General features: G+C 58.1%; 30 protein-coding genes and 1 tRNA gene. 22 read left to right on the top strand and 9 right to left on the bottom strand.

All coding sequences use genetic code 11. The features are described 5' to 3' along the window. Window positions 1-22: 22 nt before the first annotated feature. The gene (locus HX805_RS13665) at window positions 23-697 is read left to right on the top strand and encodes an HAD-IA family hydrolase (RefSeq protein WP_003219982.1); all 675 of its coding nucleotides are present in this window, start codon (window positions 23-25) and stop codon (window positions 695-697) included. A 16-nt stretch (window positions 698-713) separates the two neighbouring features. On the opposite strand, the gene HX805_RS13660 is transcribed toward HX805_RS13665, so the two are convergent. After that, entirely contained in the window at window positions 714-1,028 is a 315-nt protein-coding gene (locus HX805_RS13660) for a hypothetical protein (RefSeq protein WP_008438700.1), read from the bottom strand. A 159-nt stretch (window positions 1,029-1,187) separates the two neighbouring features. Further along, entirely contained in the window at window positions 1,188-1,448 is a 261-nt protein-coding gene (locus tag HX805_RS13655; protein ID WP_003219977.1) for a hypothetical protein, read from the bottom strand. 170 nt (window positions 1,449-1,618) lie between these two features. Between HX805_RS13655 and HX805_RS13650 the strand changes: the two genes are divergently transcribed. Further along, on the top strand, window positions 1,619-2,077 hold the full coding sequence (locus HX805_RS13650) for a DUF2214 family protein (protein WP_177116931.1): 459 nt from the start codon (window positions 1,619-1,621) through the stop codon (window positions 2,075-2,077). A 120-nt stretch (window positions 2,078-2,197) separates the two neighbouring features. On the opposite strand, the gene csrA is transcribed toward HX805_RS13650, so the two are convergent. After that, window positions 2,198-2,392, bottom strand: a complete 195-nt coding sequence (csrA, locus tag HX805_RS13645; protein ID WP_003192511.1) for a carbon storage regulator CsrA — start codon at window positions 2,390-2,392, stop codon at window positions 2,198-2,200. 263 nt (window positions 2,393-2,655) lie between these two features. Here csrA and HX805_RS13640 point away from each other — a divergent pair, with 263 nt between their 5' ends. Further along, window positions 2,656-3,033: a hypothetical protein gene (locus HX805_RS13640; RefSeq protein WP_032899812.1), complete on the top strand. Its 378-nt coding sequence runs from the start codon at window positions 2,656-2,658 to the stop codon at window positions 3,031-3,033. 43 nt (window positions 3,034-3,076) lie between these two features. Here HX805_RS13640 and HX805_RS13635 read toward each other — a convergent pair whose 3' ends face one another. From HX805_RS13635 to HX805_RS13625, 3 genes are all read right to left on the bottom strand, one after another. Beyond that, window positions 3,077-3,766, bottom strand: coding sequence for an endonuclease (locus tag HX805_RS13635; RefSeq protein WP_177069221.1), 690 nt, complete (start codon window positions 3,764-3,766; stop codon window positions 3,077-3,079). A gap of 4 nt (window positions 3,767-3,770) precedes the next feature. Beyond that, on the bottom strand, window positions 3,771-4,022 hold the full coding sequence (locus HX805_RS13630) for a DUF1654 domain-containing protein (RefSeq protein ID WP_008438695.1): 252 nt from the start codon (window positions 4,020-4,022) through the stop codon (window positions 3,771-3,773). A 228-nt stretch (window positions 4,023-4,250) separates the two neighbouring features. Next, window positions 4,251-5,339 carry an asparaginase gene (locus HX805_RS13625; protein WP_003219965.1) on the bottom strand — a complete coding sequence of 363 codons (1,089 nt, stop codon included), beginning with the start codon at window positions 5,337-5,339 and terminating at the stop codon, window positions 4,251-4,253. Window positions 5,340-5,904: 565 nt separating this feature from the next. Here HX805_RS13625 and HX805_RS13620 point away from each other — a divergent pair. Genes HX805_RS13620 through HX805_RS13590 form a run of 7 tightly spaced genes read left to right on the top strand, consistent with a single transcriptional unit; the run spans window position 5,905 to window position 12,873 of the window. Further along, window positions 5,905-6,864 (top strand): sugar ABC transporter substrate-binding protein, encoded by a 960-nt coding sequence (locus HX805_RS13620; RefSeq protein WP_177116930.1) that lies wholly within the window; start codon window positions 5,905-5,907, stop codon window positions 6,862-6,864. 58 nt (window positions 6,865-6,922) lie between these two features. After that, window positions 6,923-8,476, top strand: coding sequence for a sugar ABC transporter ATP-binding protein (locus tag HX805_RS13615; protein ID WP_008438693.1), 1,554 nt, complete (start codon window positions 6,923-6,925; stop codon window positions 8,474-8,476). After that, window positions 8,473-9,450 carry an ABC transporter permease gene (locus HX805_RS13610; RefSeq protein ID WP_003219960.1) on the top strand — a complete coding sequence of 326 codons (978 nt, stop codon included), beginning with the start codon at window positions 8,473-8,475 and terminating at the stop codon, window positions 9,448-9,450. The genes HX805_RS13615 and HX805_RS13610 overlap by 4 nt, the downstream gene beginning before the upstream one ends. Before the next feature lie 3 nt (window positions 9,451-9,453). Beyond that, entirely contained in the window at window positions 9,454-10,476 is a 1,023-nt protein-coding gene (locus HX805_RS13605; protein WP_177116929.1) for a LacI family DNA-binding transcriptional regulator, read from the top strand. 23 nt (window positions 10,477-10,499) lie between these two features. Next, complete coding sequence (rbsK, locus tag HX805_RS13600; RefSeq protein ID WP_008438691.1) at window positions 10,500-11,417, top strand: ribokinase; 918 nt, start codon at window positions 10,500-10,502, stop codon at window positions 11,415-11,417. Beyond that, window positions 11,414-11,818: a D-ribose pyranase gene (gene rbsD, locus HX805_RS13595; RefSeq protein WP_008438690.1), complete on the top strand. Its 405-nt coding sequence runs from the start codon at window positions 11,414-11,416 to the stop codon at window positions 11,816-11,818. Before rbsK ends, rbsD begins: the two co-directional genes overlap by 4 nt. Window positions 11,819-11,844: 26 nt before the next feature. Further along, the gene (locus HX805_RS13590; protein ID WP_003219953.1) at window positions 11,845-12,873 is read left to right on the top strand and encodes a nucleoside hydrolase; all 1,029 of its coding nucleotides are present in this window, start codon (window positions 11,845-11,847) and stop codon (window positions 12,871-12,873) included. Between the two features lie 33 nt (window positions 12,874-12,906). Here HX805_RS13590 and HX805_RS13585 read toward each other — a convergent pair whose 3' ends face one another. Further along, complete coding sequence (locus HX805_RS13585; protein ID WP_003219951.1) at window positions 12,907-13,119, bottom strand: hypothetical protein; 213 nt, start codon at window positions 13,117-13,119, stop codon at window positions 12,907-12,909. A 142-nt stretch (window positions 13,120-13,261) separates the two neighbouring features. On the opposite strand from HX805_RS13585, the gene HX805_RS13580 reads away from it, so the two are divergent. Both HX805_RS13580 and HX805_RS13575 read left to right on the top strand, forming a co-directional pair. Next, on the top strand, window positions 13,262-13,567 hold the full coding sequence (locus HX805_RS13580) for a hypothetical protein (RefSeq protein WP_087693964.1): 306 nt from the start codon (window positions 13,262-13,264) through the stop codon (window positions 13,565-13,567). 147 nt (window positions 13,568-13,714) lie between these two features. After that, window positions 13,715-14,035, top strand: a complete 321-nt coding sequence (locus HX805_RS13575; protein WP_008438688.1) for an I78 family peptidase inhibitor — start codon at window positions 13,715-13,717, stop codon at window positions 14,033-14,035. A 73-nt stretch (window positions 14,036-14,108) separates the two neighbouring features. Here HX805_RS13575 and HX805_RS13570 read toward each other — a convergent pair whose 3' ends face one another. Together HX805_RS13570 and HX805_RS13565 are read right to left on the bottom strand one after the other, a co-directional pair. Continuing rightward, window positions 14,109-14,321: a cold-shock protein gene (locus HX805_RS13570; RefSeq protein ID WP_003179963.1), complete on the bottom strand. Its 213-nt coding sequence runs from the start codon at window positions 14,319-14,321 to the stop codon at window positions 14,109-14,111. Between the two features lie 289 nt (window positions 14,322-14,610). Beyond that, window positions 14,611-14,925 (bottom strand): hypothetical protein, encoded by a 315-nt coding sequence (locus HX805_RS13565; RefSeq protein WP_080673250.1) that lies wholly within the window; start codon window positions 14,923-14,925, stop codon window positions 14,611-14,613. 364 nt (window positions 14,926-15,289) lie between these two features. Here HX805_RS13565 and thrS point away from each other — a divergent pair, with 364 nt between their 5' ends. The 10 genes from thrS to HX805_RS13515 all read left to right on the top strand — a co-directional run bounded on the left by thrS (window position 15,290) and on the right by HX805_RS13515 (window position 24,916). Beyond that, complete coding sequence (gene thrS, locus HX805_RS13560) at window positions 15,290-17,212, top strand: threonine--tRNA ligase (RefSeq protein WP_003219944.1); 1,923 nt, start codon at window positions 15,290-15,292, stop codon at window positions 17,210-17,212. Next, entirely contained in the window at window positions 17,212-17,763 is a 552-nt protein-coding gene (gene infC / locus HX805_RS13555) for a translation initiation factor IF-3 (protein WP_169875357.1), read from the top strand. Before thrS ends, infC begins: the two co-directional genes overlap by 1 nt. A gap of 59 nt (window positions 17,764-17,822) precedes the next feature. Next, window positions 17,823-18,017, top strand: coding sequence for a 50S ribosomal protein L35 (gene rpmI / locus HX805_RS13550; RefSeq protein WP_002553160.1), 195 nt, complete (start codon window positions 17,823-17,825; stop codon window positions 18,015-18,017). A gap of 28 nt (window positions 18,018-18,045) precedes the next feature. Beyond that, on the top strand, window positions 18,046-18,402 hold the full coding sequence (rplT, locus tag HX805_RS13545) for a 50S ribosomal protein L20 (protein ID WP_003219940.1): 357 nt from the start codon (window positions 18,046-18,048) through the stop codon (window positions 18,400-18,402). 109 nt (window positions 18,403-18,511) lie between these two features. Next, a complete protein-coding gene (gene pheS, locus HX805_RS13540; RefSeq protein WP_003219939.1) occupies window positions 18,512-19,528 on the top strand; it encodes a phenylalanine--tRNA ligase subunit alpha in 1,017 nt (338 codons plus the stop codon). A gap of 26 nt (window positions 19,529-19,554) precedes the next feature. After that, window positions 19,555-21,933, top strand: coding sequence for a phenylalanine--tRNA ligase subunit beta (gene pheT, locus HX805_RS13535; protein WP_008438687.1), 2,379 nt, complete (start codon window positions 19,555-19,557; stop codon window positions 21,931-21,933). A 3-nt stretch (window positions 21,934-21,936) separates the two neighbouring features. Beyond that, entirely contained in the window at window positions 21,937-22,239 is a 303-nt protein-coding gene (gene ihfA / locus HX805_RS13530; RefSeq protein ID WP_002553164.1) for an integration host factor subunit alpha, read from the top strand. Next, a complete protein-coding gene (locus HX805_RS13525; RefSeq protein ID WP_003219935.1) occupies window positions 22,220-22,576 on the top strand; it encodes a MerR family transcriptional regulator in 357 nt (118 codons plus the stop codon). Before ihfA ends, HX805_RS13525 begins: the two co-directional genes overlap by 20 nt. A 90-nt stretch (window positions 22,577-22,666) precedes the next feature. Next, window positions 22,667-22,743 (top strand) — tRNA-Pro (locus HX805_RS13520). 736 nt (window positions 22,744-23,479) lie between these two features. After that, window positions 23,480-24,916, top strand: a complete 1,437-nt coding sequence (locus tag HX805_RS13515) for a hypothetical protein (protein ID WP_177081736.1) — start codon at window positions 23,480-23,482, stop codon at window positions 24,914-24,916. The last annotated feature ends 6 nt before the right edge of the window (window positions 24,917-24,922 follow it).

The following is a 24,922-nucleotide window of genomic DNA, read 5'->3' as shown; positions in this document are numbered from 1 at the left end:
GAAAGCAAGAGGAAGCCGAGCAGTGTCCACCCGCGATTCAGCTGTATTCGCCCACCGTTACCGCGCCTTTCTGTTCGATATGGATGGCACACTCCTGAACTCCATTGCCGCCGCCGAGCGCGTATGGGCCACCTGGGCTGAACGCCATGGGCTGGATGTCGAGGCCTTTCTGAAGACCATCCATGGTGCCCGGGCCATCGATACCATCACCCGCCAGGCGTTGCCCGGTGTGGACGCGCAGGCTGAGGCGCAGTGGATTACCGAGGCTGAACTTGAGGATGTGGAAGGGGTGGTGGCGATTGCGGGCGCGGTGGAATTCCTCAACGCATTGCCCGGCGATCAATGGGCGCTGGTTACGTCTGCCCCCAAGGCACTGGCTCTGCGCCGTATGCAGGCGGCCGGGATCAACCCGCCGGCGGTGCTGGTCACCGCGGAGGATGTCGCCAGCGGCAAGCCGGATCCGGCCTGTTATGTGCTCGGTGCGCAACGGCTGGGAGTACCGGTACAGGACTGCCTGGTGTTTGAGGATGCCAGCGTCGGGATTCGCGCCGGCGAGGCGGCGGGGGCCGATGTGATGGTGGTGACGTCGACCCACCTTGTGCCCATGGTCACCGCGCATCCTTCGATTGACGGGTATGAGCGTCTACAGGTTCAGCGGGACGAAGCCGGGCTGTTGCATCTACAGCGCCTGGCGTAAAAAAAGGCCGACCCGGTTACCCGGATCGGCCTTCTTCGTAAAGGGGCGGTTCAACGTTGGAGCCGTTTCCAGTCAGCGTCTGCAGGCGGTTGCCCTTGAGCCCCTGGCGGGACAAGACCATTTCCTTGAGGATTTCGCTGGCAAGCCTGGCAATCGCCTCCGGCCCTCGATGGTGGGCGCGGACGATGCCGGTCACTGCAAAGTGATCAGCTTCCGGGCCGCTGAGAATCGCGGAAAGCGTGCCATCGGCATGCAGGGTGCAGACGATTTTGTAGCTCGGCAGGCGCGCTGCCAGTGCTGATTCGATTTCGCTTTTACTCAGTGTGTCCATCAGCGCTACAACCTTTCACCGACCGTGCATGCCCAAGCATAGGTTGTGTCGCGCAGCTGTAAATACCGGCGATCTGATAGCAACTGCGGCGGCGGTTTCAACCCGCTTGCGGGATACACCGCGCTGGGGCAACGAACTTCAAGATGAAACCCAAAGCCGTCAGGATGAGGCTTTGCGGCGATCACTGTGAGGCGCGCGCCGGCACAGTCTGCGATGGACGGCGACCTGAATGGGCTTGAGGCAGAAGAAAAACAAGTACGCGCTCAGGAACAGCGTCAGGTCCAGCCATGAGTAGGCTTTGTCGGAGGAACCTTCGATTTCGAACTTGAGGCCATACTCCAGCGCCACAAACGCCACGCTGATCAGCGTGACAATCAACCAAGACTTGGATAAGTAAGGCTGTTTAACGGTACGCCTCATCAACGTGCTCCTTGGCGCGCTGCAGACTGTAGGGGATTTGTCACGAGATTCGGCCCTGGAAAACTCCACAAGTTCCCTTTGTTTGCAGGCTGTTTCATGCGTTGAACGCAGCCAGCGACTATTACTGAGAAGTGTTCCTGCCATGTGTCATACAAAAGGGAGTACGCCTTATGTTGGTTCAGTGGTTTCTTGCAGCAGTCCATTTACTGGCATTCGCCATGGCATTGTCGGCCGTGCTTGCGCGTGGCAAGGCATTGCGCGGTGTATCTGATAGTGACTCATCCACCCTGCGCCGCGTATTGATCGCGGACAACATCTGGGGAATCAGTGCCCTGGTGTTATTGGTAACCGGTGGCCTGCGGGCCTTTGGCGGCTACGAAAAGGGCAGTGATTATTACCTGCACCAGCCGTTGTTTCACGTGAAGATGACGCTGCTTGTATTAATTTTGTTACTGGAGCTCGCGCCGATGATTCGCTTTATCAAATGGCGCATCGCGTTGGCGCGTGGCACGCGCCTCGATTTGCACCAGGCAGGTCTTTTTGCGCGCATCAGCCATGTGCAGGCGTTACTGCTGGTGCTGATGATGATTGCAGCGAGTGGCATGGCACGCGGTGTCGGCCTGGGATGACGCTGGCCTGACGCTGGAACAAGGGAATAGGGCGCGCTGGCCGCGGGAAGCCGCGAGCAGGCTGAAAGAGGTTTTCGCCAGCCGTTACAGTGAACGAAAGGGCTGGCTACTGGAGGCGCTTCAAGGTGTCTGGTTTTTATCCGGAGCCGTCAGGCCCGCCTGGATACGTTGGTAGATCTCCTCGCGATGCACGGCAACGTCCTTTGGAGCATTGATGCCGATTCTTACTTGCTGGCCGCTAACGCCCAGGATGGTGATCGTGATGTCATCACCGATGTTTATGCTTTCACCGACTTTGCGGGTGAGTATCAGCATGGACTTCTCCTTGATTGCTTTGAAGGACACATGTTTCAGACAGGGCAGATGTCGGATGTGTGTAGCTTACTGCGAAGCGCTTCCCTGTGGCTGCCTCTTTTAGGACGCATAGAGGCGGCATTAATTCCCATGCCGCCATCATACAGGTCTGCGATACATCATTCGCATTGTTTAAGCCAACGTTTATGACGGCCAGAATAGACAGTGAATGATAAAGTCGCCTCTTTGATCCTCTAAGGAGCAGGGTAGTGCGTAAAGTAGCGATGGCAATTGCGGTGTTGGCATTGGCCGGTTGCGGTGAAGGTAAAAGTGTCGACGCCCCCAAGGCCAGGCCTGCCGTTGCCGAGGCGCCCGCCCAGGCGCAACCTGCGGTCGGCGCGATCGCCTCTCAAGAATGGGATGTATGGGTGGGGCCGCCGGATCACAAGCTGCAGGCGATGACTGACCTGACCGCGTGGTTGCTGGAACACGGTTTCAGTTTCTATCTGGCGAAGGAAGACGGTAAGGACCAGGTGCTGCTGGGCCCATTCAGCACCAAAGCCGAGGCCGAGGCGAAACAAGCGCAGTTGACCGAGAAACTGGCCACTGCGAAGAAGAATGACACGGTGTCCGAGGTCATCGAACACAAGGTTGCGCAGTAAAGAGTCGACAAGCGGGAGGCCATGGCGCTCCCGCTTTTTTCGTTCAGCCGCAGGCTTTCAAGTTCACCGGGCCGACAAATTCATTGCCGCGCCCCATCACGCACGCCACGGTTTGATTGCGCTGGCGTTCCCAGGGCTGTACCGGGTAGGTCTTGTTCCAGGCTTCATACAGCTGGCGATCCTGTTTCGACAGGCGCAGGCCATACTGCTTACTCATATAGAAATAGGTTCGGGCGATCATGCCGCGAATGGAAGGGCGGGGCATGACCTTCTTGGCCTTGAAGTCCACCTGGGTCAGGCATGATCCATATTGGCCGCTTTGTACCGGCAGCCAGCCAAAACTGAAATTGTTTCGGTCGCCATTCACCTCGCCGATGCTCGGCACCAGGTTGTGCAGGTCGGCTTCGGCCCGCTTGTAGACCGCGTCCTTGCGGGTGCAGTTCTTGCGCCCGCCATCCTGCCAGCACTGGCGCTGATGGCCGATCTGCCAGGCCGGAACAATGTGTTCCCATTCAATACGTGCCGCCCGGTTGGCGTTTTTGCGCGGGATATAGCCGCAGGCTTTCAGGTCTACCCGGTTGCCGTTGTATTTGCAGCCGCAATAGAACTCCGTGGATTGCGGTTCATACAGTTTCCAGGCGATTTTCTTGGCTTCGCTGAATGTCTTGGGGGCTTGGGCTTGAGCGGTAACAGCAAAAAACACACACAACAGACTGATAAAACGGACACTCATTGACTCAATCTTCCTTCGGCACAACCCAGAAAATCTGCACGCCGCCGTCATCGCGATAGGCGAGGGTGACGTTGTCGTTTTCTGCGATCTCCTCCAGTAGTCGTGCCCACTCGTCTTCCGGTTCCTCCGGCAAACGGAAGATCAACGCCGCCTTGTTCTTCTGGGCGTTGGTGGAATTGATGATTTTTTGCACGCGAACGGCCAGGCGTTGATAGGCGTCAGGCGCTGCGGGTGCTGCGGAAGAAGGCTTTGCCACGGAGTATTCCTTATTGGGCTGTACGTGCATACAGTATTTAACTGTGGGCAATTTCGCAACTGCTTAAAATTCAAGAATTTCTTCTGACAGTGGTTTTGCCGATTTGGTGTAGGAAAGCTTTGTTTTTCAAAGGTTTTTTGCGCGGGGGTAAAGCGGAGGAAATCAGACCCGCTCGCGGTACGCCACGAGCGGGATGGCCCAACCGTTGCCGGCCGGGCCCGGGAGCGATCAATATTCCCAGAACATCCGTTGCAGTTCCTTGCTGTCCTGGGTCTTGGTCAGGGCGACCATGGCCAGGATGCGGGCTTTCTGCGGGTTCAGGTCATGGGCAACTACCCAGTCGTATTTGTCGTCTGGTTGTTCGGCGTTACGCAGAACGAAACCACCGGCATTCACGTGGGAAGAGCGAATGATCTGTACGCCTTGCTTGCGCAGTTCCTGCAGGGCAGGCACCACCTTGGACGACACCGAACCATTGCCGGTACCGGCGTGGATGATGGCTTTCGCGCCGGCCTGGGCCAGAGCCTTGTAGGCGGTGTCGCTTACGTTGCCATAGGAATAGGCGATTTCGACGTCCGGCAGGCTTTTGATGGTCTTGATGTCGAATTCCGAGTTCATGGTGTGACGCTTGGCTGGCAGGCGGAACCAGTAGGATTTGCCTTCTACCACCATGCCCAGCGGGCCCCATGGGCTCTTGAACGCTTCAGTCTTGATGTTGATCATCTTGCTGACGTCGCGACCCGACTGGATCTCGTCGTTCATGGTCACCAGTACGCCTTTGCCGCGGGCGTCCTTGCTGCCGGCGACGGCAACGGCGTTGTACAGGTTGAGCATGCCATCAGCCGACATGGCGGTGCCTGGGCGCATCGAGCCGACCACGACGATTGGCTTGTCGGTCTTTTCCACCAGGTTGAGGAAGTAGGCAGTCTCTTCCAGGGTGTCGGTACCGTGGGTGATCACGATGCCGTCGACGTCCTTGCTGTCGGCCAGTTCGGCGACACGACGACCCAGTTGCAGGAGGTTTTCGTTGGTGATGCTTTCGGAGGCAATTTGCAATACTTGTTCGCCGCGGACATTGGCGATCTGGCTAAGCTCAGGAACACCGGCGATCAATTGTTCGATGCCGACCTTGGCGGCCTGGTAGGTCGCACTGTTGGCCGCGCTGGCGCCGGCGCCGGCGATGGTGCCGCCGGTGGCAAGGATCACCACGTTGGACAGTTTTTGCTGGGTTTCAGCTTCTTTTGCCTGAGCGGCAACGGGGAACAACAGCAGGAGGGCTAACGCGCCCGGTACGAAAGTTTTCAACGCAGATTTCATTATTCTTCTCTCTAGTTTTGATGAGTGCTGATGCAGGTTCATCTAGAAACACCCGGGCGGTTCTGAACGCCACGAGGTGCTGAGTAAGAGCAGGATTTGTACCAGCGGGATTTTGTTTGGCAATAGAATTTAACCTATTGATTTATATCTATATTTGTTTGATTTGTAAGTAAATGGCTTGGTCTTCTGTCCGGCTTTCCGAACAAAGCGGTGCGCGGGTGTTCGGTTGTCCGAAAAGGATGACGGAAAAGTTTGGTTTTAAACGCAGGAGGCACGCCGCGACCTGTCGTTTCAGAGAACGATCCAGCAACGCGGATGTTTAAAGGGGGTACCGGATGGCTTCGAGGGCAGGGCGTAAAGCGGATTCAACAAAAGGCTGTTTTCTCCCGTTGACAAATCTCGACAAGCTTCTCATAGTTTGATCTAACGCAAACGTTTGCGAGATGTTTCACGGGTCCTCCTCGAGTGTCGTGAAAGCTCGTATCAGTCGCCCGGGTGGGTTGGCTGCCGAAGCGTTCTTCGGTGCAAGCGTTGCTCACAATAATCATAAGATCGGAGTGAACCCATGAAGCTGCCATTTGCTGGACGTCTTCTTGCTGTCGCTGTGCTTGCTGCCGCATCCGCTGCCCTGCCTCTTTCCTCTGCATTTGCTGCCGAGACCGCCGCCAAACCCAAGGTCGGCCTGGTCATGAAATCCCTCGCCAACGAATTCTTCGTCACCATGCAAGACGGTGCCAAGGAATACCAGAAGGCCCACTCCGCCGATTTCGACATGATCACCAACGGGATCAAGAACGAAACCGATACCAGTGCGCAGATCGATATCGTCAATCAGATGATCCTGTCCAAGGTTGACGCGATCGTCATTGCTCCCGCCGACTCGAAAGCCCTGGTCACCGTGCTGAAAAAGGCCTCCGACAAAGGCATCAAGGTCGTCAACATCGACAACCGTCTTGATGTGGATGTACTGAAAAGCAAAAACCTTGATATCCCGTTCGTAGGTCCAGACAACCGCAAGGGCGCGCGCCTGGTCGGTGAAGAACTGGCCAAGCACCTCACCAAGGGTGACCAGGTTGGCATCATCGAAGGTGTGTCCACCACCACCAACGCCCAGCAGCGTACCGCTGGCTTCAAGGACGCGATGGATGCCGCCGGCATGAAGATCGTCTCCACCCAATCCGGTGAGTGGGAAATCGACAAGGGCAACGCAATTGCCGCTGCCATGCTCCAGGCAAACCCGAACATCAAGGCACTGCTGGCCGGTAACGACAACATGGCACTGGGCGCAGTATCCGCCGTACGTGGCGCCGGCAAGGCTGGCAAGGTGCTGGTCGTAGGCTACGACAACATCGAGGCCATCAAGCCGATGCTGCAGGACGGCCGTGTCCTGGCCACCGCCGACCAGGCTGCTGCCCAGCAAGCCGTTTTCGGTATCCAGAACGCTCTGAAGCTGGTCAAGGGTGAAAAAGTCGATGCCGTGGATGGCATGATCGAAACCCCGGTCGAACTCATCCTCAAGAAGTAATTCCCCGGCAGCACAAAACAGCGTCCGCTCACCCGAGCGGACGCCTGGAGACGTTCCTATGTCATCTTCCGCACCGAACGCTGTCCTCTCGGTCAGCGGTATCGGCAAGACCTATGCCCAACCGGTTCTGTCCGACATCACCCTGACGCTCAATCGTGGGGAGGTGTTGGCGCTTACCGGTGAGAATGGCGCGGGGAAAAGCACCCTGTCGAAAATCATCGGCGGGCTGGTCACCCCGACCGACGGCCAGATGCAGTTCAATGGCCAGGCCTACACGCCAGGCAGCCGGACCCAGGCTGAAGAGCAGGGCATCCGCATGGTCATGCAGGAGCTTAACCTGCTGCCAACCCTGACGGTCGCTGAAAACCTGTTCCTCGATAACCTGCCCAGCCACGGTGGCTGGATCAGCCGCAAGCAACTGCGCAAGGCCGCCATTGAAGCCATGGCCCAGGTCGGCCTGGACGCTATCGACCCGGACACCCTGGTCGGCAGCCTCGGCATCGGCCACCAACAGATGGTCGAGATCGCCCGCAACCTGATTGGCGATTGCCACGTACTGATCCTCGACGAACCCACAGCGATGCTGACCGCCCGTGAAGTCGAGATGCTGTTCGAACAAATCACCCGCCTGCAGGCCCGGGGCGTGGCGATTATCTATATTTCCCACCGGCTCGAAGAACTGGCCCGGGTTGCCCAGCGCATTGCGGTGCTGCGTGACGGCAAGCTGGTGTGTGTCGAGCCGATGGCCAACTACAACAGTGAGCAACTGGTCACGCTGATGGTGGGCCGCGAACTGGGCGAGAAAATCGACCTGGGCCCGCGCACCATCGGCGCGCCGCTGTTGACGGTAAAAGGCCTGACCCGCTCGGACAAGGTCCGCGACGTGTCGTTTGAAGTGCGTGCCGGCGAAATCTACGGCATCTCCGGCCTGATCGGTGCGGGCCGTACGGAGTTGCTGCGCCTGATCTTCGGCGCCGACCTGGCCGACAGCGGCACCGTGGCCCTGGGCACACCTGCGCAAGTCGTCAGCATTCGCTCGCCCGTCGACGCGGTTGGCCATGGCATCGCCCTGATCACCGAAGACCGCAAGGGCGAAGGCCTGCTGCTGACCCAATCCATCGGCGCCAACATTGCCTTGGGCAACATGCCGAAGGTGTCCAGCGGTGGCCTGGTGAACAGTCGTGACGAAACGGCCTTGGCCAAGCGGCAGGTCGACGCCATGCGTATCCGCAGTTCCAGTCCGGCGCAGCTGGTGTCCGAGCTGTCGGGTGGCAACCAGCAGAAGGTGGTGATTGGCCGCTGGCTGGAGCGCGATTGCGCGGTGATGCTGTTCGATGAACCGACCCGAGGCATCGACGTCGGCGCCAAATTCGATATCTATGCGTTGCTCGGCGACCTGACCCGCCAGGGCAAGGCGCTGGTGGTGGTGTCCAGCGACCTGCGTGAGTTGATGCTGATCTGCGACCGCATCGGCGTACTTTCCGCCGGGCGCCTGATCGAGACCTTCGAGCGCGACAGCTGGACCCAGGACGAATTGCTTGCCGCTGCTTTTGCCGGCTATCAGAAACGTGATGCGCTGCTCAACGACGCAGCGCCTAGGAATACCCCATGAAAACCACTTCCTCCCCCGCAAAACGTGGCGGCAACTTCTATGGCCTGGGCACCTACCTGGGCCTGGCCGGCGCCTTGCTGGCGATGATTGCGCTGTTCTCGTTCCTGAGCGACCACTTCCTCTCGTACGACACCTTCAGCACCCTGGCCAACCAGATTCCCGACCTGATGGTGCTGGCAGTCGGCATGACCTTCGTGCTGATCATTGGCGGCATCGACCTGTCGGTAGGCTCCGTGCTGGCCCTGGCCGCATCGGCCGTCAGTGTGGCGATTCTCGGCTGGGGCTGGAGTGTGTTGCCGGCAGCCGTGCTGGGCATGGGCTGCGCCGCGTTGGCCGGGACCATTACCGGTTCGATCACAGTGGCCTGGCGGATCCCGTCGTTCATCGTGTCCCTCGGCGTGCTGGAAATGGCGCGCGGCGTGGCGTACCAGATGACCGGCTCGCGTACCGCATACATCGGTGATTCGTTTGCCTGGCTGTCCAACCCGGTGGCCTTCGGCATTTCACCTTCGTTCATCATCGCGTTGCTGGTGATCATCGCCGCGCAGCTGGTGCTGACCCGTACCGTGTTCGGTCGCTACCTGATCGGCATCGGCACCAACGAAGAGGCCGTGCGCCTGGCGGGTATCAATCCCAAGCCCTACAAGATCCTGGTGTTCAGCCTGATGGGCCTGCTGGCGGGTGTGGCGGCGCTGTTCCAGATTTCGCGCCTGGAAGCGGCCGATCCCAACGCCGGTTCCGGCCTGGAGCTGCAAGTGATCGCTGCGGTAGTGATCGGCGGCACCAGCCTGATGGGCGGGCGTGGCTCGGTCATCAGTACCTTCTTCGGCGTGCTGATCATCTCGGTACTGGCGGCAGGGCTGGCGCAGATTGGCGCCACCGAGCCGACCAAACGTATCATCACCGGTGCCGTGATCGTGATCGCGGTGGTGCTCGATACTTACCGCAGCCAGCGCGCCAGTCGGCGAGCCTGAGCCATGGCAACGATCAAGGATGTGGCCGCGCTGGCGGGGATTTCCTACACCACGGTGTCTCATGTGGTGAACAAGACGCGCCCGGTCAGCGAGCCGGTGCGGATCAAGGTCGAGGCGGCCATCAAGCAGCTCGACTATGTGCCCAGTGCGGTCGCGCGCTCGCTGAAGGCCAAGACCACAGCCACCATCGGCCTGTTGGTGCCCAACAGCCTCAACCCGTATTTTGCGGAACTGGCCCGGGGCATCGAGGATTACTGCGAGCGTAACGGCTATTGCGTGATCCTCTGCAACTCCGACGATAATGCCGAAAAGCAGCGCAGCTACCTGAGGGTGCTGCTGGAAAAACGCATCGACGGCTTGATCGTGACCTCGGTGGGCGGCGACGACAGCGGCCTGGCGACAGGCCTCAAGGCGGTGCGCACGCCGATGGTCATCGTCGACCGTGCATTGGACGGGATCGATGTCGACCTGGTGCGCATCGACCATGAACAGGGCGCTTACCTGGCGACCCGGCACTTGCTCGATCTGGGGCATCGCGACATTGCCTGCATTGGTGGCCCGAGTCATACCCGCGTGGCGCAAATGCGGATGGCGGGCTACTACCGCTCCCTGGCCGAGGCGGGGCTCGAAGTGCCGGCTGGTCGTGTGCTGGAAAGTGATTTCACCAGTACCGGTGGTTACGCGGCCGCGGCGCAATTGCTGGCGGATAATCCCCCCAGCGCGATTTTTGCCGGCAACGACATGATTGGCTTCGGCGTCTTGCGCGCCGCTGCCGAACGTAATATCCGGGTGCCCGGTGAGCTGTCGGTGATCGGGTTTGATGATATCCAGATGAGCCAGTACGTGTACCCGGCGCTGACCACCGTGGGCCAGTCGATCCTGCAGCTGGGAGAGATGGCGGCCGAGCTTTTACTGCGACGAATTGCGACACCCCAATTGCCGATCGATCAACGCATCGTGACGCCGAGTATTGTCCTGCGCGAGTCCACGGCGCCGTTGGCCGGTGTGTTTGCCCAATACCGCTGAACCGAATTGATGAGTACTGATGTATGCCAGCAAAAGTAGTGGTAATAGGCAGCCTGAACATGGACCTGGTCACCCGGGCCAGCCGGCTGCCCCGCGCCGGTGAGACCCTGATCGGCCAATCGTTTTCCACCGTTCCCGGCGGCAAGGGCGCGAACCAGGCGGTCGCTTCGGCGCGCCTCGGGGCTGAGGTCGCCATGGTCGGCTGCGTGGGCACCGATGCCTATGGCGCGCAATTGCGCGACGCGTTGCTGGTGGAGGGCATTGATTGCCAGGCCGTCAGCACCGTCGACGGTTCCAGCGGCGTGGCGCTGATCGTGGTGGATGACAGCAGCCAGAATGCGATCGTTATTGTCGCCGGTAGCAATGGCGAGCTGACCCCAGCCAAATTACAGGCATTTGACAGTGTGCTGCAGGCTGCCGACGTGATTGTCTGCCAGCTGGAAACGCCGATGGAGACTGTCGGCCATGCCCTCAAGCGCGGTCGCGAGCTGGGCAAGACGGTGATCCTGAACCCGGCGCCGGCCAGTGGTCCGCTGCCCGAGGATTGGTACGCCGCCATCGACTACCTGATTCCCAATGAAAGCGAAGCCTCGGCCTTGAGCGGCGTGGTGGTCGACTCGCTGGACAGCGCCAAGGCCGCCGCCACACGCCTGATCAAGGCCGGTGCTGGCAAAGTGATCATTACCCTCGGTTCCGAAGGCGCGTTGTTTGCCGATGGCCAAGGCTTCGAGCACCTGGTCGCGCCCAAGGTCAAGGCGGTCGATACCACGGCTGCCGGTGACACCTTCGTCGGCGGTTTCGCAGCCGCGCTGGCCAACGGCAGGAGCGAGGCCGAGGCCATTCGTTTCGGCCAGGTAGCCGCCGCGCTGTCCGTGACCCGCGCGGGTGCGCAACCCTCTATTCCCACATTGCATGACGTCCAAGGTTTTGTGCCCTCATGAAAAAGACTCCCTTGCTCAATATCGCGCTGTCGCGGGTGATCGCATCCCTTGGCCATGGCGACATTCTGGTGATCGGTGATGCCGGCTTGCCGGTGCCGCCGGGTGTCGAGCTGATCGACCTGGCGCTGACCAAAGGCATTCCGGATTTCGTCAGTACCTTGCGCATCGTCCTCAGCGAGATGCAGGTGGAAAGCCACGTGCTCGCGGAAGAAATCCTGCTCAAGCAACCGCCGGCCCTGGCGGATCTCAATACCCTGACCGAACAGGCCGCCCTCGGCGAGCGCCGCCTGGTCAGCCATGAAGAGTTCAAGCAGCTCAGCCGCAAGGCGAGGGCGGTGGTGCGCACCGGCGAGTGCCAGCCCTACTGCAATATCGCGCTGGTTTCCGGCGTAACGTTCTAGAATTCCCCAACGACAAGGAGTGCGTCATGCAACGTGGTACCCAAACCCTGCGACACCTGTTCCGGAGTGTGCTGCTTTTGTCCGTGCTAACTGCTGCAAGCGCCCACGCGGCGGAAAAAATCGACCTGATCATCGACACCGACCCCGGTGCCGACGACGTGGTTGCCTTGCTGTTCGCCATGGCTTCGCCCGATGAACTGCAGATCCGCGCGCTGACCACCGTTGCCGGTAACGTGCGCCTCGACAAGACCTCCCGCAACGCACGCCTGGCCCGCGAATGGGCAGGGCGCGAGGACATCCCGGTATATGCCGGTGCACCGAAACCGATGCTGCGCACGCCGATCTACGCTGAAAACATCCATGGCAAGGAAGGTATCTCCGGCGTCACCGTGCATGAGCCGAAAAAAGGCCTGGCCGAAGGCAATGCCGTTGATTACCTGATCAAGACCCTCAGCACCGCCAAGCCCCACAGCATCACCATCGCCATGCTCGGTCCGCAGACCAACCTGGCGCTGGCATTGACCCAGGCGCCGGAGATCACTCAAGGCATCAAGGAAGTGGTGGTGATGGGCGGCGCGCACTTCAACGGCGGCAATATCACGCCGGTGGCCGAGTTCAACCTGTTCGCCGACCCGATCGCGGCCGAGATCGTGCTCAAGAGCGGCGTCAAGCTGACCTACCTGCCGTTGGACGTGACCCACAAGGTCCTGACCAGCGACGCACGCCTGAAGCAAATCGCTGCGCTGAACAACAACGCGAGCAAGGTGGTGGGCGATATTCTCAATGAATACGTCAAGGGCGACATGGAGCACTACGGCATCCCGGGCGGCCCGGTGCATGACGCTACCGTCATTGCCTACCTGCTCAAGCCTGCGCTGTTCAGCGGCCGTGAGGTCAACGTGGTGGTGGACAGCCGTGAAGGCCCGACCTTCGGCCAGACCATCGTCGACTGGTACGATGGCCTGAAACAACCGAAGAACGCGTTCTGGGTTGAAAATGGCGATGCCCAGGGCTTCTTCGATCTGCTGACCGAGCGCCTTGGTCGCCTGAAGTAAACAGTCTGCCGGTCGACGTTCGTCGGCCGGGTCTTATTCGCGCTCGGGGTCTGGCGCCCCCATGTGATCGGCCGGGTATTTCTCGAATACCTGGCCGATGAATGCCTGCGCGGCCTGTGTGCCCAGTTCCTTGACCAGCAGGTCGATACCGATGATTGCCAACTCCTCCGGGCTGCCCGGGCTGTAGGAGCTTTGCCCGTGGGGCCACTTGGCTTTGATGTCGGCGTGGATCGTGACGATGGTCATGGGTGTCTCGCGAGGCTGAAAGGCGGTTAGTGCGTTCTGCGTAGGGAGTTAACCATTTTGCGCCGTGTTTGGCACTGCTACTTAGGCATGAGGGGAGGGCTGTGCGACACTGTCCGCCTGTTTAATTGCCAGGACAAACCGCGTGCAGATCGACTTGAACAACACCGAGAACCTGACGCTGGACGCTGTGCGGCAGCTGCTTGCGTCCGCCAGTGACAACGTTCACACCCAATTGCGCGTTACCAAGGCCGGCATTGCCTACATTTCTTCGGGCGTGGTGGGTGGCGTCGATATCGACGGCCTTCTGTTCCGCCTGGAGACCTGGGCGGCGGGTTCGGGTTATGTCGGCAACGTCGCAGCCAGCGACGAGGTGTGGGTGATGCAGATTTTCAACGCGCTCAAGCAGAACTGGCCAACGCCGCCGTTTGATTACATCGACATCTACTGAGTGCGTTCATATCTGGTGACGATTGATTCGCCAGCGCCCGGTGTCGACTCAGGCAGACTGGCCCACAGCCAATTGTGACAATTCTGAAACCAATCGGCCAAACCACGGTCGCACGATCTCTGTCCATTTTTTCTCAAAGGAGGCTTCATGCCTTGGAAGCTCGCATCATTCGGTACTTTGTTGGCTGCGCTCGCCTTGTCGGGTTGCAGCACCCCGGGTACCTCTGAGCCAGCCAAAGACACTGCCGTGACCGATGCTGGTCATAGCCGCTGTGAGGCGAAGGCTGCCGAGTTCGCAATCGGCCAGAAAGCTTCGCCACAATTGCTGGAACAGGCCCGTAGCCGCGCCGGAGCGCAGAACGCACGCATTCTCAAGCCAGATGACATGGTCACGCTGGAATACCGCTCCGATCGCCTGAACCTCAATACCGATGACAACCTTGTGATCAATCGGGTCAATTGCGGCTGATTGCTCCAGCGCTTTTCTCCAGGCCATAAAAAACCCCGTCACATGGACGGGGTTTTTTTAGTTCGGCGCAGAATTACTCTGGGCGAACCTGTGCAGCTTGCATACCCTTTTGGCCTTTCTCAGCCACGAAGGAAACGGTTTGGCCTTCTTTCAGGCTTTTGAAACCGTCGCTTTCGATAGCTTTGAAGTGTACGAACAGGTCGTCACCGCCACCTTGAGGAGTGATGAAGCCGAAGCCTTTTTCATCGTTGAACCATTTAACGGTGCCGGTTTGGCGATTAGACATGGTGTATCTCCAAGAAACATATATTTTCAGTAGTGCTGTGCTGCTCAGGCCAACTGGGCACACCGAGCTATCATAGTCGAAATGTTCGGCTTGGGAGCCCCCCCAAGGCATTGTTTGCTAATCAATCGCGTTGTGTTTCATGCCTTGGTTGGCTGAAAGCCCCGATCTACGGGGCTTTCAGGCGAAATATCAGCTGTTAAAAAAAGCCGTAAAAGCTGCGTAATTTGTGAGAAATGGCAGTTTTCATGGCGATTTCTGGTCCTTCAGCCGGTCTGGCAGGGTGTAACAATTACTTTTTCTTCACGACTTTGCAGGACGAAATAGCCGTCACAGCTTTGGTCTTGAGCGCAGGATCTGCGTTCTGGTTGGTCATGAGTTCCTTGATTTCGGCACTGCTCAATTCGGCATTGATTTTGTCCGCGCCACATTCACAGTGGTCTTTGGCGGTTTTGGCATCAACACTTTGCTGGGCGGCTGCGCTGCAATCCTTGATGAAGCTGTCCCGCGCACCGGCAGGCCAGTTCGACGGGGCTGCGGCGTGCGCACCCAGGGACATGAGGGTCAGGGATGCAGCAAGGGCGAAAGTCGAGGTAAAACGCATAATCAAATGCTCCTGGAGTCGTGGACGAACGGCGATTCTCGGTGTGTTTGAGGGTTGCCGTACAGTTCAAGTTCACTTTTGCCCTTAAAAGCCGGGAATTTTCGTTTCGTGAAGCGGCTTCGGCGCCATGACCGTTCATCTGTGCTAGCATCTTTCGCTTGGCTATTTTCCGGCGCGCCCTATGCCGCCTTGCCAAGGTCTTTTTTGTTTAACTCCAGTCACTCTGGTTCGATTATCGGTTGGCCGAAAGGCTCCTGCCGCTGTAAGGCAGGCGTTCATCACTGAACGGCCTGGTATTGGATCTTGTACTGGCTCATCCCAACCCACGTGACCTTTGGTAGGGGTCACCACTAGGAGAGGAGGCGCCATGCCAACTATTACTCTTCCCGACGGCAGTCAACGTTCATTCGATCATTCGGTTTCCGTAGCCGAGGTCGCCGCATCCATTGGTGCCGGCCTGGCCAAGGCCACCGTGGCCGGCAAGGTCGACGGCAAGCTGGTTGACGCCAGCGACCTGATCACCGGCGATGCCAGCCTGCAAATCATCACGCCCAAGGATCAAGAGGGGCTGGAGATCATTCGCCACTCTTGCGCGCACCTGATTGGCCATGCGGTCAAGCAGCTGTACCCAACCGCGAAGATGGTCATCGGCCCGGTCATCGACGAAGGCTTCTATTACGACATCGCCTACGAGCGTCCTTTCACCCCGGACGACCTGGCGGCTATCGAACAGCGCATGCACGCGCTGATCGAAAAAGATTACGACGTCATCAAGAAAGTCACTCCGCGTGCCGAAGTGATCGACGTGTTCACCGCCCGCGGCGAAGACTACAAGCTGCGCCTGGTGGAAGACATGCCGGACGAGCAGGCCATGGGCCTGTATTACCACGAAGAATATGTCGACATGTGCCGTGGCCCGCACGTGCCGAACACACGCTTCCTCAAGTCGTTCAAGCTGACCAAGTTGTCCGGTGCCTACTGGCGCGGTGACGCGAAGAACGAACAGCTGCAGCGGATCTACGGCACTGCCTGGGCTGACAAGAAGCAGCTGGCGGCCTACATCCAGCGCATCGAAGAAGCCGAAAAACGCGACCATCGCAAGATCGGCAAGCGCCTGAACCTGTTCCACCTCCAGGAAGAAGCGCCGGGCATGGTGTTCTGGCACCCGAACGGCTGGACCCTGTACCAGGTGCTCGAGCAGTACATGCGCAAGGTTCAGCGCGACAACGGCTACCTGGAGATCAAGACGCCGCAAGTCGTTGACCGCAGCCTGTGGGAGAAATCCGGGCACTGGGCCAACTACGCCGACAACATGTTTACCACCCAGTCGGAAAACCGCGACTACGCCATCAAGCCGATGAACTGCCCGTGCCACGTGCAGGTGTTCAACCAGGGCCTGAAGAGCTACCGCGAGTTGCCGATGCGCCTGGCCGAGTTCGGTGCCTGCCACCGTAACGAGCCATCGGGTGCGCTGCACGGCATCATGCGCGTGCGCGGCTTCACTCAGGATGACGCCCACATCTTCTGCACCGAAGAGCAGATGCAGGCCGAATCCGCTGCGTTCATCAAGCTGACCATGGACGTGTACCGCGATTTCGGTTTCACCGAAGTCGAAATGAAGCTGTCCACTCGTCCGGAAAAACGCGTCGGTTCCGACGAACTGTGGGATCGCGCCGAAGCTGCACTGGCCGCAGCGCTGGACAGTGCGGGGCTTGCATACGACTTGCAGCCGGGCGAGGGCGCGTTCTACGGTCCGAAGATCGAGTTCTCGCTGAAAGATTGCCTTGGTCGCGTCTGGCAGTGTGGTACCCTGCAGCTCGATTTTAACCTGCCGATCCGTCTGGGAGCCGAATACGTCTCCGAAGACAACAGCCGTAAACACCCGGTTATGCTGCACCGGGCGATCCTCGGCTCGTTCGAACGGTTCGTCGGGATCCTGATCGAGCACTACGAGGGTGCATTCCCTGCGTGGCTGGCTCCGACCCAGGCAGTGATCATGAATATCACTGATAAACAGGCAGATTTTGCCGCTGAAGTTGAAAAAACTCTCAATGAAAGCGGATTTCGTGCCAAGTCCGACTTGAGAAATGAAAAGATCGGCTTTAAAATCCGCGAGCATACTTTGCTCAAGGTTCCCTATCTTTTGGTTATCGGAGATCGGGAAGTCGAGATGCAGACTGTCGCTGTGCGTACTCGTGAAGGTGCTGACCTGGGCTCGATGCCCGTCGCCCAGTTCGCTGAGTTCCTCGCGCAAGCGGTTTCCCGGCGTGGTCGCCCAGATTCGGAGTAATTATTATTAAGCGTGAAATGAGACAAGATAAACGAGCTGCACCGAAAGCCCCGATCAACGAGAATATCTCGGCACGCGAGGTTCGGTTAATTGGCGCTGACGGCGAGCAGATTGGCATCGTCTCGATTGATGAAGCGCTTCGTATTGCTGAAGAGTCCAAATTGGACCTGGTGGAAATCTCCGCCGACGCAATCCCACCCGTTTGCCGGGTGATGGACTACGGCAAGTCGATCTTCGAGAAGAAGAAGCAGATTGCCGCGGCGAAGAAGAACCAGAAGCAGATTCAAGTAAAAGAAATCAAGTTTCGTCCAGGGACGGAGGAAGGGGATTACCAGGTAAAACTGCGCAACCTGGTACGTTTCCTGAGTGATGGGGACAGGGCCAAGGTATCCTTGCGATTCCGCGGCCGTGAGATGGCCCACCAGGAGCTGGGGATGGAACTCCTCAAGCGGGTTGAAGCTGACCTGCTCGAGTACGGTTCGGTCGAACAGCATCCTAAGATGGAAGGACGCCAGCTTATTATGGTCATCGCCCCGAAAAAGAAGAAGTAATCAATAGGGCACGGCAGGCCTTCTGATTATGTTTATCAACTGAATGCGGAGTACCGAACATGCCAAAGATGAAAACTAAAAGTGGTGCTGCTAAGCGGTTTCTGAAAACTGCTAACGGTATCAAGCACAAGCACGCTTTCAAGAGCCACATCCTGACTAAAATGTCGACCAAGCGTAAGCGTCAACTGCGCGGTAGCAGCTTGCTGCATCCGTCTGACGTGGCAAAAGTCGAGCGCATGCTGCGCCTTCGTTAATTTTAGTCAAGAATAGAGGAAGTAACTCATGGCTCGTGTAAAGCGTGGCGTCATGGCGCGTAAGCGCCACAAGAAAATTCTGAAACTTGCTAAAGGCTACTACGGCGCGCGTTCACGCGTATTCCGTGTTGCCAAGCAAGCGGTTATCAAGGCTGGCCAATACGCCTACCGTGACCGTCGTCAGAAAAAACGTCAGTTCCGCGCTCTGTGGATCGCTCGTATCAACGCTGGTGCACGTGTTAACGGTCTGTCCTACAGCCGTTTCATCGCTGGCCTGAAAAAAGCGTCCATCGAGATCGACCGTAAGGTTCTGGCTGATCTGGCAGTGAACGAAAAAGCGGCGTTTGCTGCGATTGTCGAGAAAGCTAAAGCCACCTTGGCTTAAGTACCCCCGACAGTCACCCTGGGTCGCTTCCGCGGCCCACGGTGTTAAACGTCTTAAATAGGGGAAGAGCCTTCAAGCTCTTCCCCTATTTTGTATCTGGAGTCTGTACATGGAAAACCTGGATGCGCTGGTCTCTCAAGCACTAGAGGCTGTGCAAAGCGCAGAAGATATCAATGCCCTGGAGCAAATCCGGGTTCACTACCTTGGCAAAAAGGGTGAATTGACTCAGGTGATGAAGACCCTGGGGAATTTGCCGGCTGAAGAGCGTCCGCAAGTCGGTGCGCTGATCAACGTGGCCAAGGAGCGTGTTACAGAGGTTCTCAATGCGCGCAAGGCGTCGCTCGAGGAGGCTGATCTTGCGGCCAAGCTCGCCGCCGAATCCATTGACGTGACCCTGCCTGGCCGTGGCCAGACCTCGGGCGGCCTGCATCCGATTACCCGGACTCTGGAACGTATCGAGCAGTTCTTCACCCACATCGGCTACGGCATTGCCGAAGGCCCTGAGGTCGAAGACGACTATCACAACTTCGAGGCGCTCAACATCCCAGGCCACCACCCGGCCCGGTCGATGCATGACACCTTCTATTTCAACGCGAACATGCTGCTGCGCACCCATACCTCGCCGGTACAGGTCCGCACCATGGAATCGCAGAAGCCGCCGATCCGCATCGTCTGCCCCGGCCGTGTGTATCGCAGCGACTCCGATATCACCCACTCGCCGATGTTCCACCAGGTCGAAGGCCTGCTGGTTGATCGCGACATCAACTTCGCCGACCTCAAAGGCACCATCGAAGAGTTCCTGCGGGTGTTCTTCGAGAAGGAGCTGGCGGTACGTTTCCGTCCTTCATTCTTCCCGTTCACCGAGCCATCCGCTGAAGTCGATATGGAATGCGTGATGTGCAGCGGTAAAGGCTGCCGCGTCTGCAAACAGACCGGCTGGCTGGAAGTGATGGGTTGCGGCATGGTTCACCCCAACGTGCTGCGCATGTCCGGGATCGACCCGGAAGAATTCTCGGGCTTTGCCTTCGGCATGGGCGTTGAACGTCTGGCCATGCTGCGTTACGGCGTGAACGACTTGCGTCTGTTCTTCGACAACGACTTGCGGTTCCTCGCGCAATTTCGCTAGTCGTAACGGATCTTTAGGAGAGCAGGATGAAATTCAGTGAACAATGGCTGCGTGGCTGGGTAAGCCCGCAGGTAAGTCGCGACGAGCTGGTTGCTCGTCTGTCGATGGCCGGCCTTGAGGTCGATAGCGTTACGCCGGCCGCCGGTGTTTTCAGTGGCGTGGTAGTGGGCGAGGTGCTGAGCACCGAGCAACACCCGGACGCTGACAAGTTGCGTGTGTGCCAGGTCAGCAACGGCGCGGAAACCTTCCAGGTCGTGTGCGGAGCGCCAAACGTGCGCCCGGGCCTGAAAATCCCGTTCGCCATGATCGGTGCCGAGCTGCCAGGCGACTTCAAGATCAAGAAGGCCAAGCTGCGTGGCGTTGAGTCCAACGGCATGCTGTGCTCCCAGGCGGAGCTGCAGGTCGGTGAAGGCAACGATGGCCTGATGGAACTGCCGGCCGACGCGCCAGTGGGCCAGGACATCCGTGTCTATCTGGAACTGGAAGATGCCAGCATCGAGGTCGACCTGACTCCGAACCGCGGCGACTGCCTGTCGCTGGCGGGCCTGGCGCGTGAAGTCGGCGCACTGTACGCCGCGAACGTGACCCGCCCGGTGGTTGCAGCGGTACCTGCCGTGCACGACGAAGTGCGTTCGATCGAAGTGCTCGCCCCCAATGCCTGCCCACGTTACCTGGGTCGCGTGATCCGTAACGTCGACCTGTCCAAGCCAACCCCGCTGTGGATGGTTGAGCGCCTGCGCCGTTCCGAAGTGCGCAGCATCGACGCTGCCGTCGACATCACCAACTACGTGATGCTGGAACTGGGCCAACCGCTGCACGCCTTCGATCTCGCCGAAATCAACGGCGGCATCCGCGTGCGCATGGCCGAGGAAGGCGAGAAGCTGGTACTGCTCGACGGCCAGGAAGTCAGCCTGCGTGCCGACACCCTGGTGATCGCTGACCATTCCCGCGCCCTGGCGATTGCCGGCGTGATGGGGGGGGAGCACAGTGGCGTGTCCGCAACCACTCGCGACATCTTTCTCGAAAGCGCTTTCTTCGATCAGATCGCCATCGCTGGCAAGGCCCGTTCCTACGGCCTGCACACCGACGCCTCGCACCGCTACGAGCGTGGCGTGGACTGGCAGCTAGCCCGTGAAGCCATGGAGCGCGCCACTGGCCTGCTGCTGGAAATCACTGGCGGCGAAGCCGGCCCGATCATCGAAACCGTCAGCGAACAGCACCTGCCGTCGGTTGCACCGATCATCCTGCGCGCCAAGGCCGTTGAGCAAATGCTCGGCCTGGTGATCGAGCCGGTTGAAATCGAGCGCCTGCTGTCGGCACTCGGCCTCGGCATCTCGGCCGGTGAAGCAGGGCAGTGGCACGTAGAAGTGCCAAGCCATCGCTTCGATATCAGCCTGGAAGTCGACCTGATCGAAGAACTGGCCCGCCTGTACGGCTACAACCGCCTGCCGGTTCGTTACCCGCAAGCGCGCCTGGCGCCGCAGCCGAAAGCCGAAGCCCGTGCACACCTGCCGGAACTGCGTCGCCTGCTGGTTGCCCGTGGTTATCAGGAAGCGGTGACCTACAGCTTCATCGATCCAAAGCAATTCGAACTGTTCAACCCGGGTGTCGAGCCGCTGTTGCTGGCTAACCCGATCTCCAACGACATGGCCGCCATGCGCTCGTCGCTGTGGCCGGGTCTGGTTAAGGCGCTTTCCCACAACCTGAACCGTCAGCAAGACCGCGTGCGCATGTTCGAAAGCGGCTTGCGTTTTGTCGGTCAGTTGGATGGCCTGAAACAAGAGCCGATGCTGGCTGGCGTGGTTTGCGGCAGCCGTCTGCCGGAAGGCTGGGCACAAGGTCGCGACACCGTCGACTTCTTCGACGTCAAGGCCGATGTGGAAGCGGTGCTGGGCTTTGCCGGTGCGCTGGATGCCTTCACTTTCACCCCTGGCAAACACCCGGCGTTGCACCCGGGCCAGACCGCCCGTATCGAACGTGAAGGTCGCCTGGTGGGCTTCGTTGGCGCGATTCACCCGGAACTGTCGAAAACCTTGGGGCTGGACCGTCCAGTCTTCGTTTTTGAGCTAGTCTTGGCTGAAGTGGCCTCGGGCAAAATGCCTAAATTCAGCGAGTTGTCGCGTTTCCCTGAAGTACGACGTGATCTGGCGCTGATTGCCGATCAAGGTGTTGCGGCCAGTGCTGTTCTGGACGTAATCCGTGAAAATGCAGGGGAATGGCTGACAGACCTCAGGCTATTTGACGTCTATCAGGGTAAAGGCATTGATCCGCATAGAAAAAGCCTTGCAGTTGGCTTGACCTGGCAGCATCCATCGCGCACTCTTAATGACGATGAGGTGAATACGACGACGCAAAATATCCTCACCTCGCTCGAACAAAGGTTGAACGCCACGTTAAGGAAGTGACGTATGGGGGCTTTGACGAAAGCTGAGATGGCGGAACGTCTGTATGAAGAGCTGGGCCTGAACAAGCGCGAGGCCAAGGAATTGGTCGAGCTGTTCTTTGAAGAAATCAGGCACGCACTTGAAGACAACGAGCAGGTCAAATTGTCCGGTTTCGGCAATTTTGACCTGCGGGACAAACGCCAGCGGCCTGGCCGCAATCCAAAAACGGGAGAAGAAATCCCGATCACGGCTCGCCGTGTGGTCACCTTTCGTCCAGGGCAGAAGTTGAAGGCCCGAGTTGAGGCTTATGCTGGAACCAAGTCATAACGACGAACTGCCCGTCATCCCAGGCAAACGCTACTTCACCATTGGTGAAGTCAGCGAGCTCTGTGCGGTAAAGCCGCACGTGCTGCGCTATTGGGAGCAGGAGTTTCCTCAACTCAACCCCGTCAAACGCACCGGGAACCGTCGGTATTATCAGCGCCAGGATGTGCTAATGATCCGACAGATCCGTGCGTTGCTGTACGACCAGGGGTTCACCATCAGCGGCGCGCGCCAGCGTATGTCCGGTGATGAAGCCAAAGACGACACCACCCAATACAAGCAAATGATCCGCCAGATGATCTCCGAACTCGAAGATGTGCTGGTGGTTTTGAAGAAGTAATTCCGGCTTTTAAAATACTTCCACATTTCAAAAGCTTGCGGTATATTCCTGATCGCTTCGTTGCGAAGCGAACCCAGTAACACGCCTAGTCGGGGCGTAGCGCAGTCCGGTAGCGCACTAGCATGGGGTGCTAGGGGTCGAGTGTTCGAATCACTCCGTCCCGACCATATAATTCAAAGGGTTGCGAGATTTTATCTCGCGACCCTTTTTTATTTTTTGCCGTTTTTTCCCCCACAAAACCTCCGGCTCTGGGTGGAATCCTCACGGCTTCCGCGTGGGCGGGCGCAGGCTTTGGCGCTCACGCGTGGTCTCTTTACCAATGCTGTTTGGTCTTTCTCTTCAGGTCCTAACGTTTTTGAGTGTTTAAGGTTATTTTTTTTCTGATTGAGAACTATATACAGGTCAACCATCAGCTTGTTTATCTCAGGTCGCTCGGGTCATCCTGTATACCCGGCAGTTAGGCTTGGGCGGCTCTGGGATCGTATAGCCGTCGGGGGACTAGACTGCGTAGGTCATAGTCCGTCATGAACAATCTAGCTTCAAAGGCATGGCAGCGGCCTACAAGTTGAGGCTGCTTGGCGAATAGTTCGGACCCTTCTAGTACTGCGCGGATGATCCAACCTAGTTGGGCCTCGAGCCGAGTAAAAATCCTTGCTTTGACTAGCAGCCGCCTATTAGCCCGTCCGTTAGTCCGCAAACTACTCGTTCCTGCTTGCTATGGAGCAGTGGTGCAGTCATCATTTCGCCACCTTGATGGCTATTTGATACAACTGCACGTTACGGACGACGATTCCTCCTGAACTCACCCTCCAGAACGATAAAAACGGCAATTTATGCTGCGTAGCACGCTTGCGCATATGAATGTCATAAGTCGTTGATCAACAAAGCGCATGGATGTCTTCAATGCATTTTTTCAAAAGATTTTTTGCTTTTATTGCTTCGCTTTTTTCGAGCCAGGAAACAGAGCATAGCGAACCGCTCATCCCGAAAATCGATCCTGAGAAGCTCAAGAAAAAGCTCGATCTTCAAAAAATCGCTAGAGAACACGGCGCGAAGGGCATCCCGAGGAGCGGCGACACACAATTGACTGCTGCCGAGCACGCTGTTCGAGCGGAGCTTGGCCGGATGCGAGAGCAAACGGTGAAATACGGCGAGCAGCGTATCAAGCAGATTCAGAATCGCCTGGACTCGATCGACATTACGCTGGATATGAACCGCGCCATCGAGTTAGGAAATGAGTTTGTTCGTACGTCCGACCATTACCTCACGCGGGAAGATGGTCGCATGAAGGATTTTGCCAGCGGCGCGAAAACCAAGTTTCAGCTCTTGAGCGATTTTCGCAGGGATAATCGACTGCCGAGCGTCCCTGCTAAAAGCTTAAGCAGTGCCAGCAAGTTTCTGCAGATCATGATCGTGTTTGCCTGTTGCGTCGTGGAGGGTGGGCTCAACGCGACCTTCTTCGGTTCAGGCCTAGAAGGGGGACTACTCAGCGGATTCACGATGGCTTTTATGTTGTCGTCTTTCAACGTGGTCATCTGCTTTTTCGCAGGGCTTGGTTTCAGAAACAAGAACCACGTCAGAGGGGCACGCCGGCTCTGGGGCTGGATCTCTTTCGCTTCGGCAGTAGTCATCATGATCGGATTGGGAGTGTTGATCTCCTATTTCCGTTATGTGCTGACCGTGGATGAAGACGCAAGTCATAACGCCTTCCCCCTGGTCTGGCAAAGCCTTCGTGCGGGCATATTCCCCATTCAGGATTTCGAATCATTGATTCTGTTCTTCGGGACGATAGTGTTTGGCTGTGTCGGCGTTTGGAAGGGCTACAACTTCACGGATCGCTATCCGGGGTACGCAGGGGTATGGAGTCAATATGCTGAGGCTCACCGCCGCTATATCGAACTGATCGAAGGCTTGCGAGATAGGCTGGAAGTCGAGAAGGCCGAAGTGCTGTTGAAAATCGATAGCGGCGTGCAGGCAGCTGAAAAGGCGATCAAAGCTTTCAAGTTCAATATGAACCAGAAGTCGATAGTGAAAAAACAGGTATCCGAAACGCTGGTCATGGCGGATGAAACGCTGCAGAGCCTAACCCGCTACTACCAGAACGAAAATATGATGGCGCGCCCTACGGATGCTCAACCACCTGATTATTTCGACCATCCAGTGACATTTGGCCCCCTGGACATGCCGGATTTCAGTGTTCAAAAGGATGAGTTGCGACTGGATGCACAGGAGCAGCTTCTGCGTGAATTGGTCGCTGAAGTTGAGCCGATCCGGGCAAGAGTCCAATCCTCGTTCAATCAGCAATACAACCAGCTTCAGCCGCTCCAGGACTTGGTATAAGGGGAT

It is taken from the genome of Pseudomonas sp. G5001, from assembly GCF_013385475.1.
Classification (GTDB): domain Bacteria; phylum Pseudomonadota; class Gammaproteobacteria; order Pseudomonadales; family Pseudomonadaceae; genus Aquipseudomonas.
Note: the sequence above shows the minus strand (reverse complement) of the source record. Positions and strands in the feature narration are given on the sequence as shown.

Bases quoted from the DNA above. Each gene is read 5' to 3' on its own strand.
- HX805_RS13660 (WP_008438700.1), bottom strand. From the start codon at position 1,028: ATGGACACACTGAGTAAAAGCGAAATCGAATCAGCACTGGCAGCGCGC.
- HX805_RS13655 (WP_003219977.1), bottom strand. From the start codon at position 1,448: ATGAGGCGTACCGTTAAACAGCCTTACTTATCCAAGTCTTGGTTGATT.
- HX805_RS13650 (WP_177116931.1), top strand. From the start codon at position 1,619: ATGTTGGTTCAGTGGTTTCTTGCAGCAGTCCATTTACTGGCATTCGCC.
- csrA (WP_003192511.1), bottom strand. From the start codon at position 2,392: ATGCTGATACTCACCCGCAAAGTCGGTGAAAGCATAAACATCGGTGAT.
- HX805_RS13640 (WP_032899812.1), top strand. From the start codon at position 2,656: ATGGCAATTGCGGTGTTGGCATTGGCCGGTTGCGGTGAAGGTAAAAGT.
- HX805_RS13635 (WP_177069221.1), bottom strand. From the start codon at position 3,766: ATGAGTGTCCGTTTTATCAGTCTGTTGTGTGTGTTTTTTGCTGTTACC.
- HX805_RS13625 (WP_003219965.1), bottom strand. From the start codon at position 5,339: ATGAAATCTGCGTTGAAAACTTTCGTACCGGGCGCGTTAGCCCTCCTG.
- HX805_RS13620 (WP_177116930.1), top strand. From the start codon at position 5,905: ATGAAGCTGCCATTTGCTGGACGTCTTCTTGCTGTCGCTGTGCTTGCT.
- HX805_RS13615 (WP_008438693.1), top strand. From the start codon at position 6,923: ATGTCATCTTCCGCACCGAACGCTGTCCTCTCGGTCAGCGGTATCGGC.
- HX805_RS13610 (WP_003219960.1), top strand. From the start codon at position 8,473: ATGAAAACCACTTCCTCCCCCGCAAAACGTGGCGGCAACTTCTATGGC.
- HX805_RS13605 (WP_177116929.1), top strand. From the start codon at position 9,454: ATGGCAACGATCAAGGATGTGGCCGCGCTGGCGGGGATTTCCTACACC.
- rbsK (WP_008438691.1), top strand. From the start codon at position 10,500: ATGCCAGCAAAAGTAGTGGTAATAGGCAGCCTGAACATGGACCTGGTC.
- rbsD (WP_008438690.1), top strand. From the start codon at position 11,414: ATGAAAAAGACTCCCTTGCTCAATATCGCGCTGTCGCGGGTGATCGCA.
- HX805_RS13590 (WP_003219953.1), top strand. From the start codon at position 11,845: ATGCAACGTGGTACCCAAACCCTGCGACACCTGTTCCGGAGTGTGCTG.
- HX805_RS13585 (WP_003219951.1), bottom strand. From the start codon at position 13,119: ATGACCATCGTCACGATCCACGCCGACATCAAAGCCAAGTGGCCCCAC.
- HX805_RS13575 (WP_008438688.1), top strand. From the start codon at position 13,715: ATGCCTTGGAAGCTCGCATCATTCGGTACTTTGTTGGCTGCGCTCGCC.
- HX805_RS13570 (WP_003179963.1), bottom strand. From the start codon at position 14,321: ATGTCTAATCGCCAAACCGGCACCGTTAAATGGTTCAACGATGAAAAA.
- thrS (WP_003219944.1), top strand. From the start codon at position 15,290: ATGCCAACTATTACTCTTCCCGACGGCAGTCAACGTTCATTCGATCAT.
- rpmI (WP_002553160.1), top strand. From the start codon at position 17,823: ATGCCAAAGATGAAAACTAAAAGTGGTGCTGCTAAGCGGTTTCTGAAA.
- rplT (WP_003219940.1), top strand. From the start codon at position 18,046: ATGGCTCGTGTAAAGCGTGGCGTCATGGCGCGTAAGCGCCACAAGAAA.
- pheS (WP_003219939.1), top strand. From the start codon at position 18,512: ATGGAAAACCTGGATGCGCTGGTCTCTCAAGCACTAGAGGCTGTGCAA.
- pheT (WP_008438687.1), top strand. From the start codon at position 19,555: ATGAAATTCAGTGAACAATGGCTGCGTGGCTGGGTAAGCCCGCAGGTA.
- ihfA (WP_002553164.1), top strand. From the start codon at position 21,937: ATGGGGGCTTTGACGAAAGCTGAGATGGCGGAACGTCTGTATGAAGAG.
- HX805_RS13525 (WP_003219935.1), top strand. From the start codon at position 22,220: ATGCTGGAACCAAGTCATAACGACGAACTGCCCGTCATCCCAGGCAAA.
- HX805_RS13515 (WP_177081736.1), top strand. From the start codon at position 23,480: ATGCATTTTTTCAAAAGATTTTTTGCTTTTATTGCTTCGCTTTTTTCG.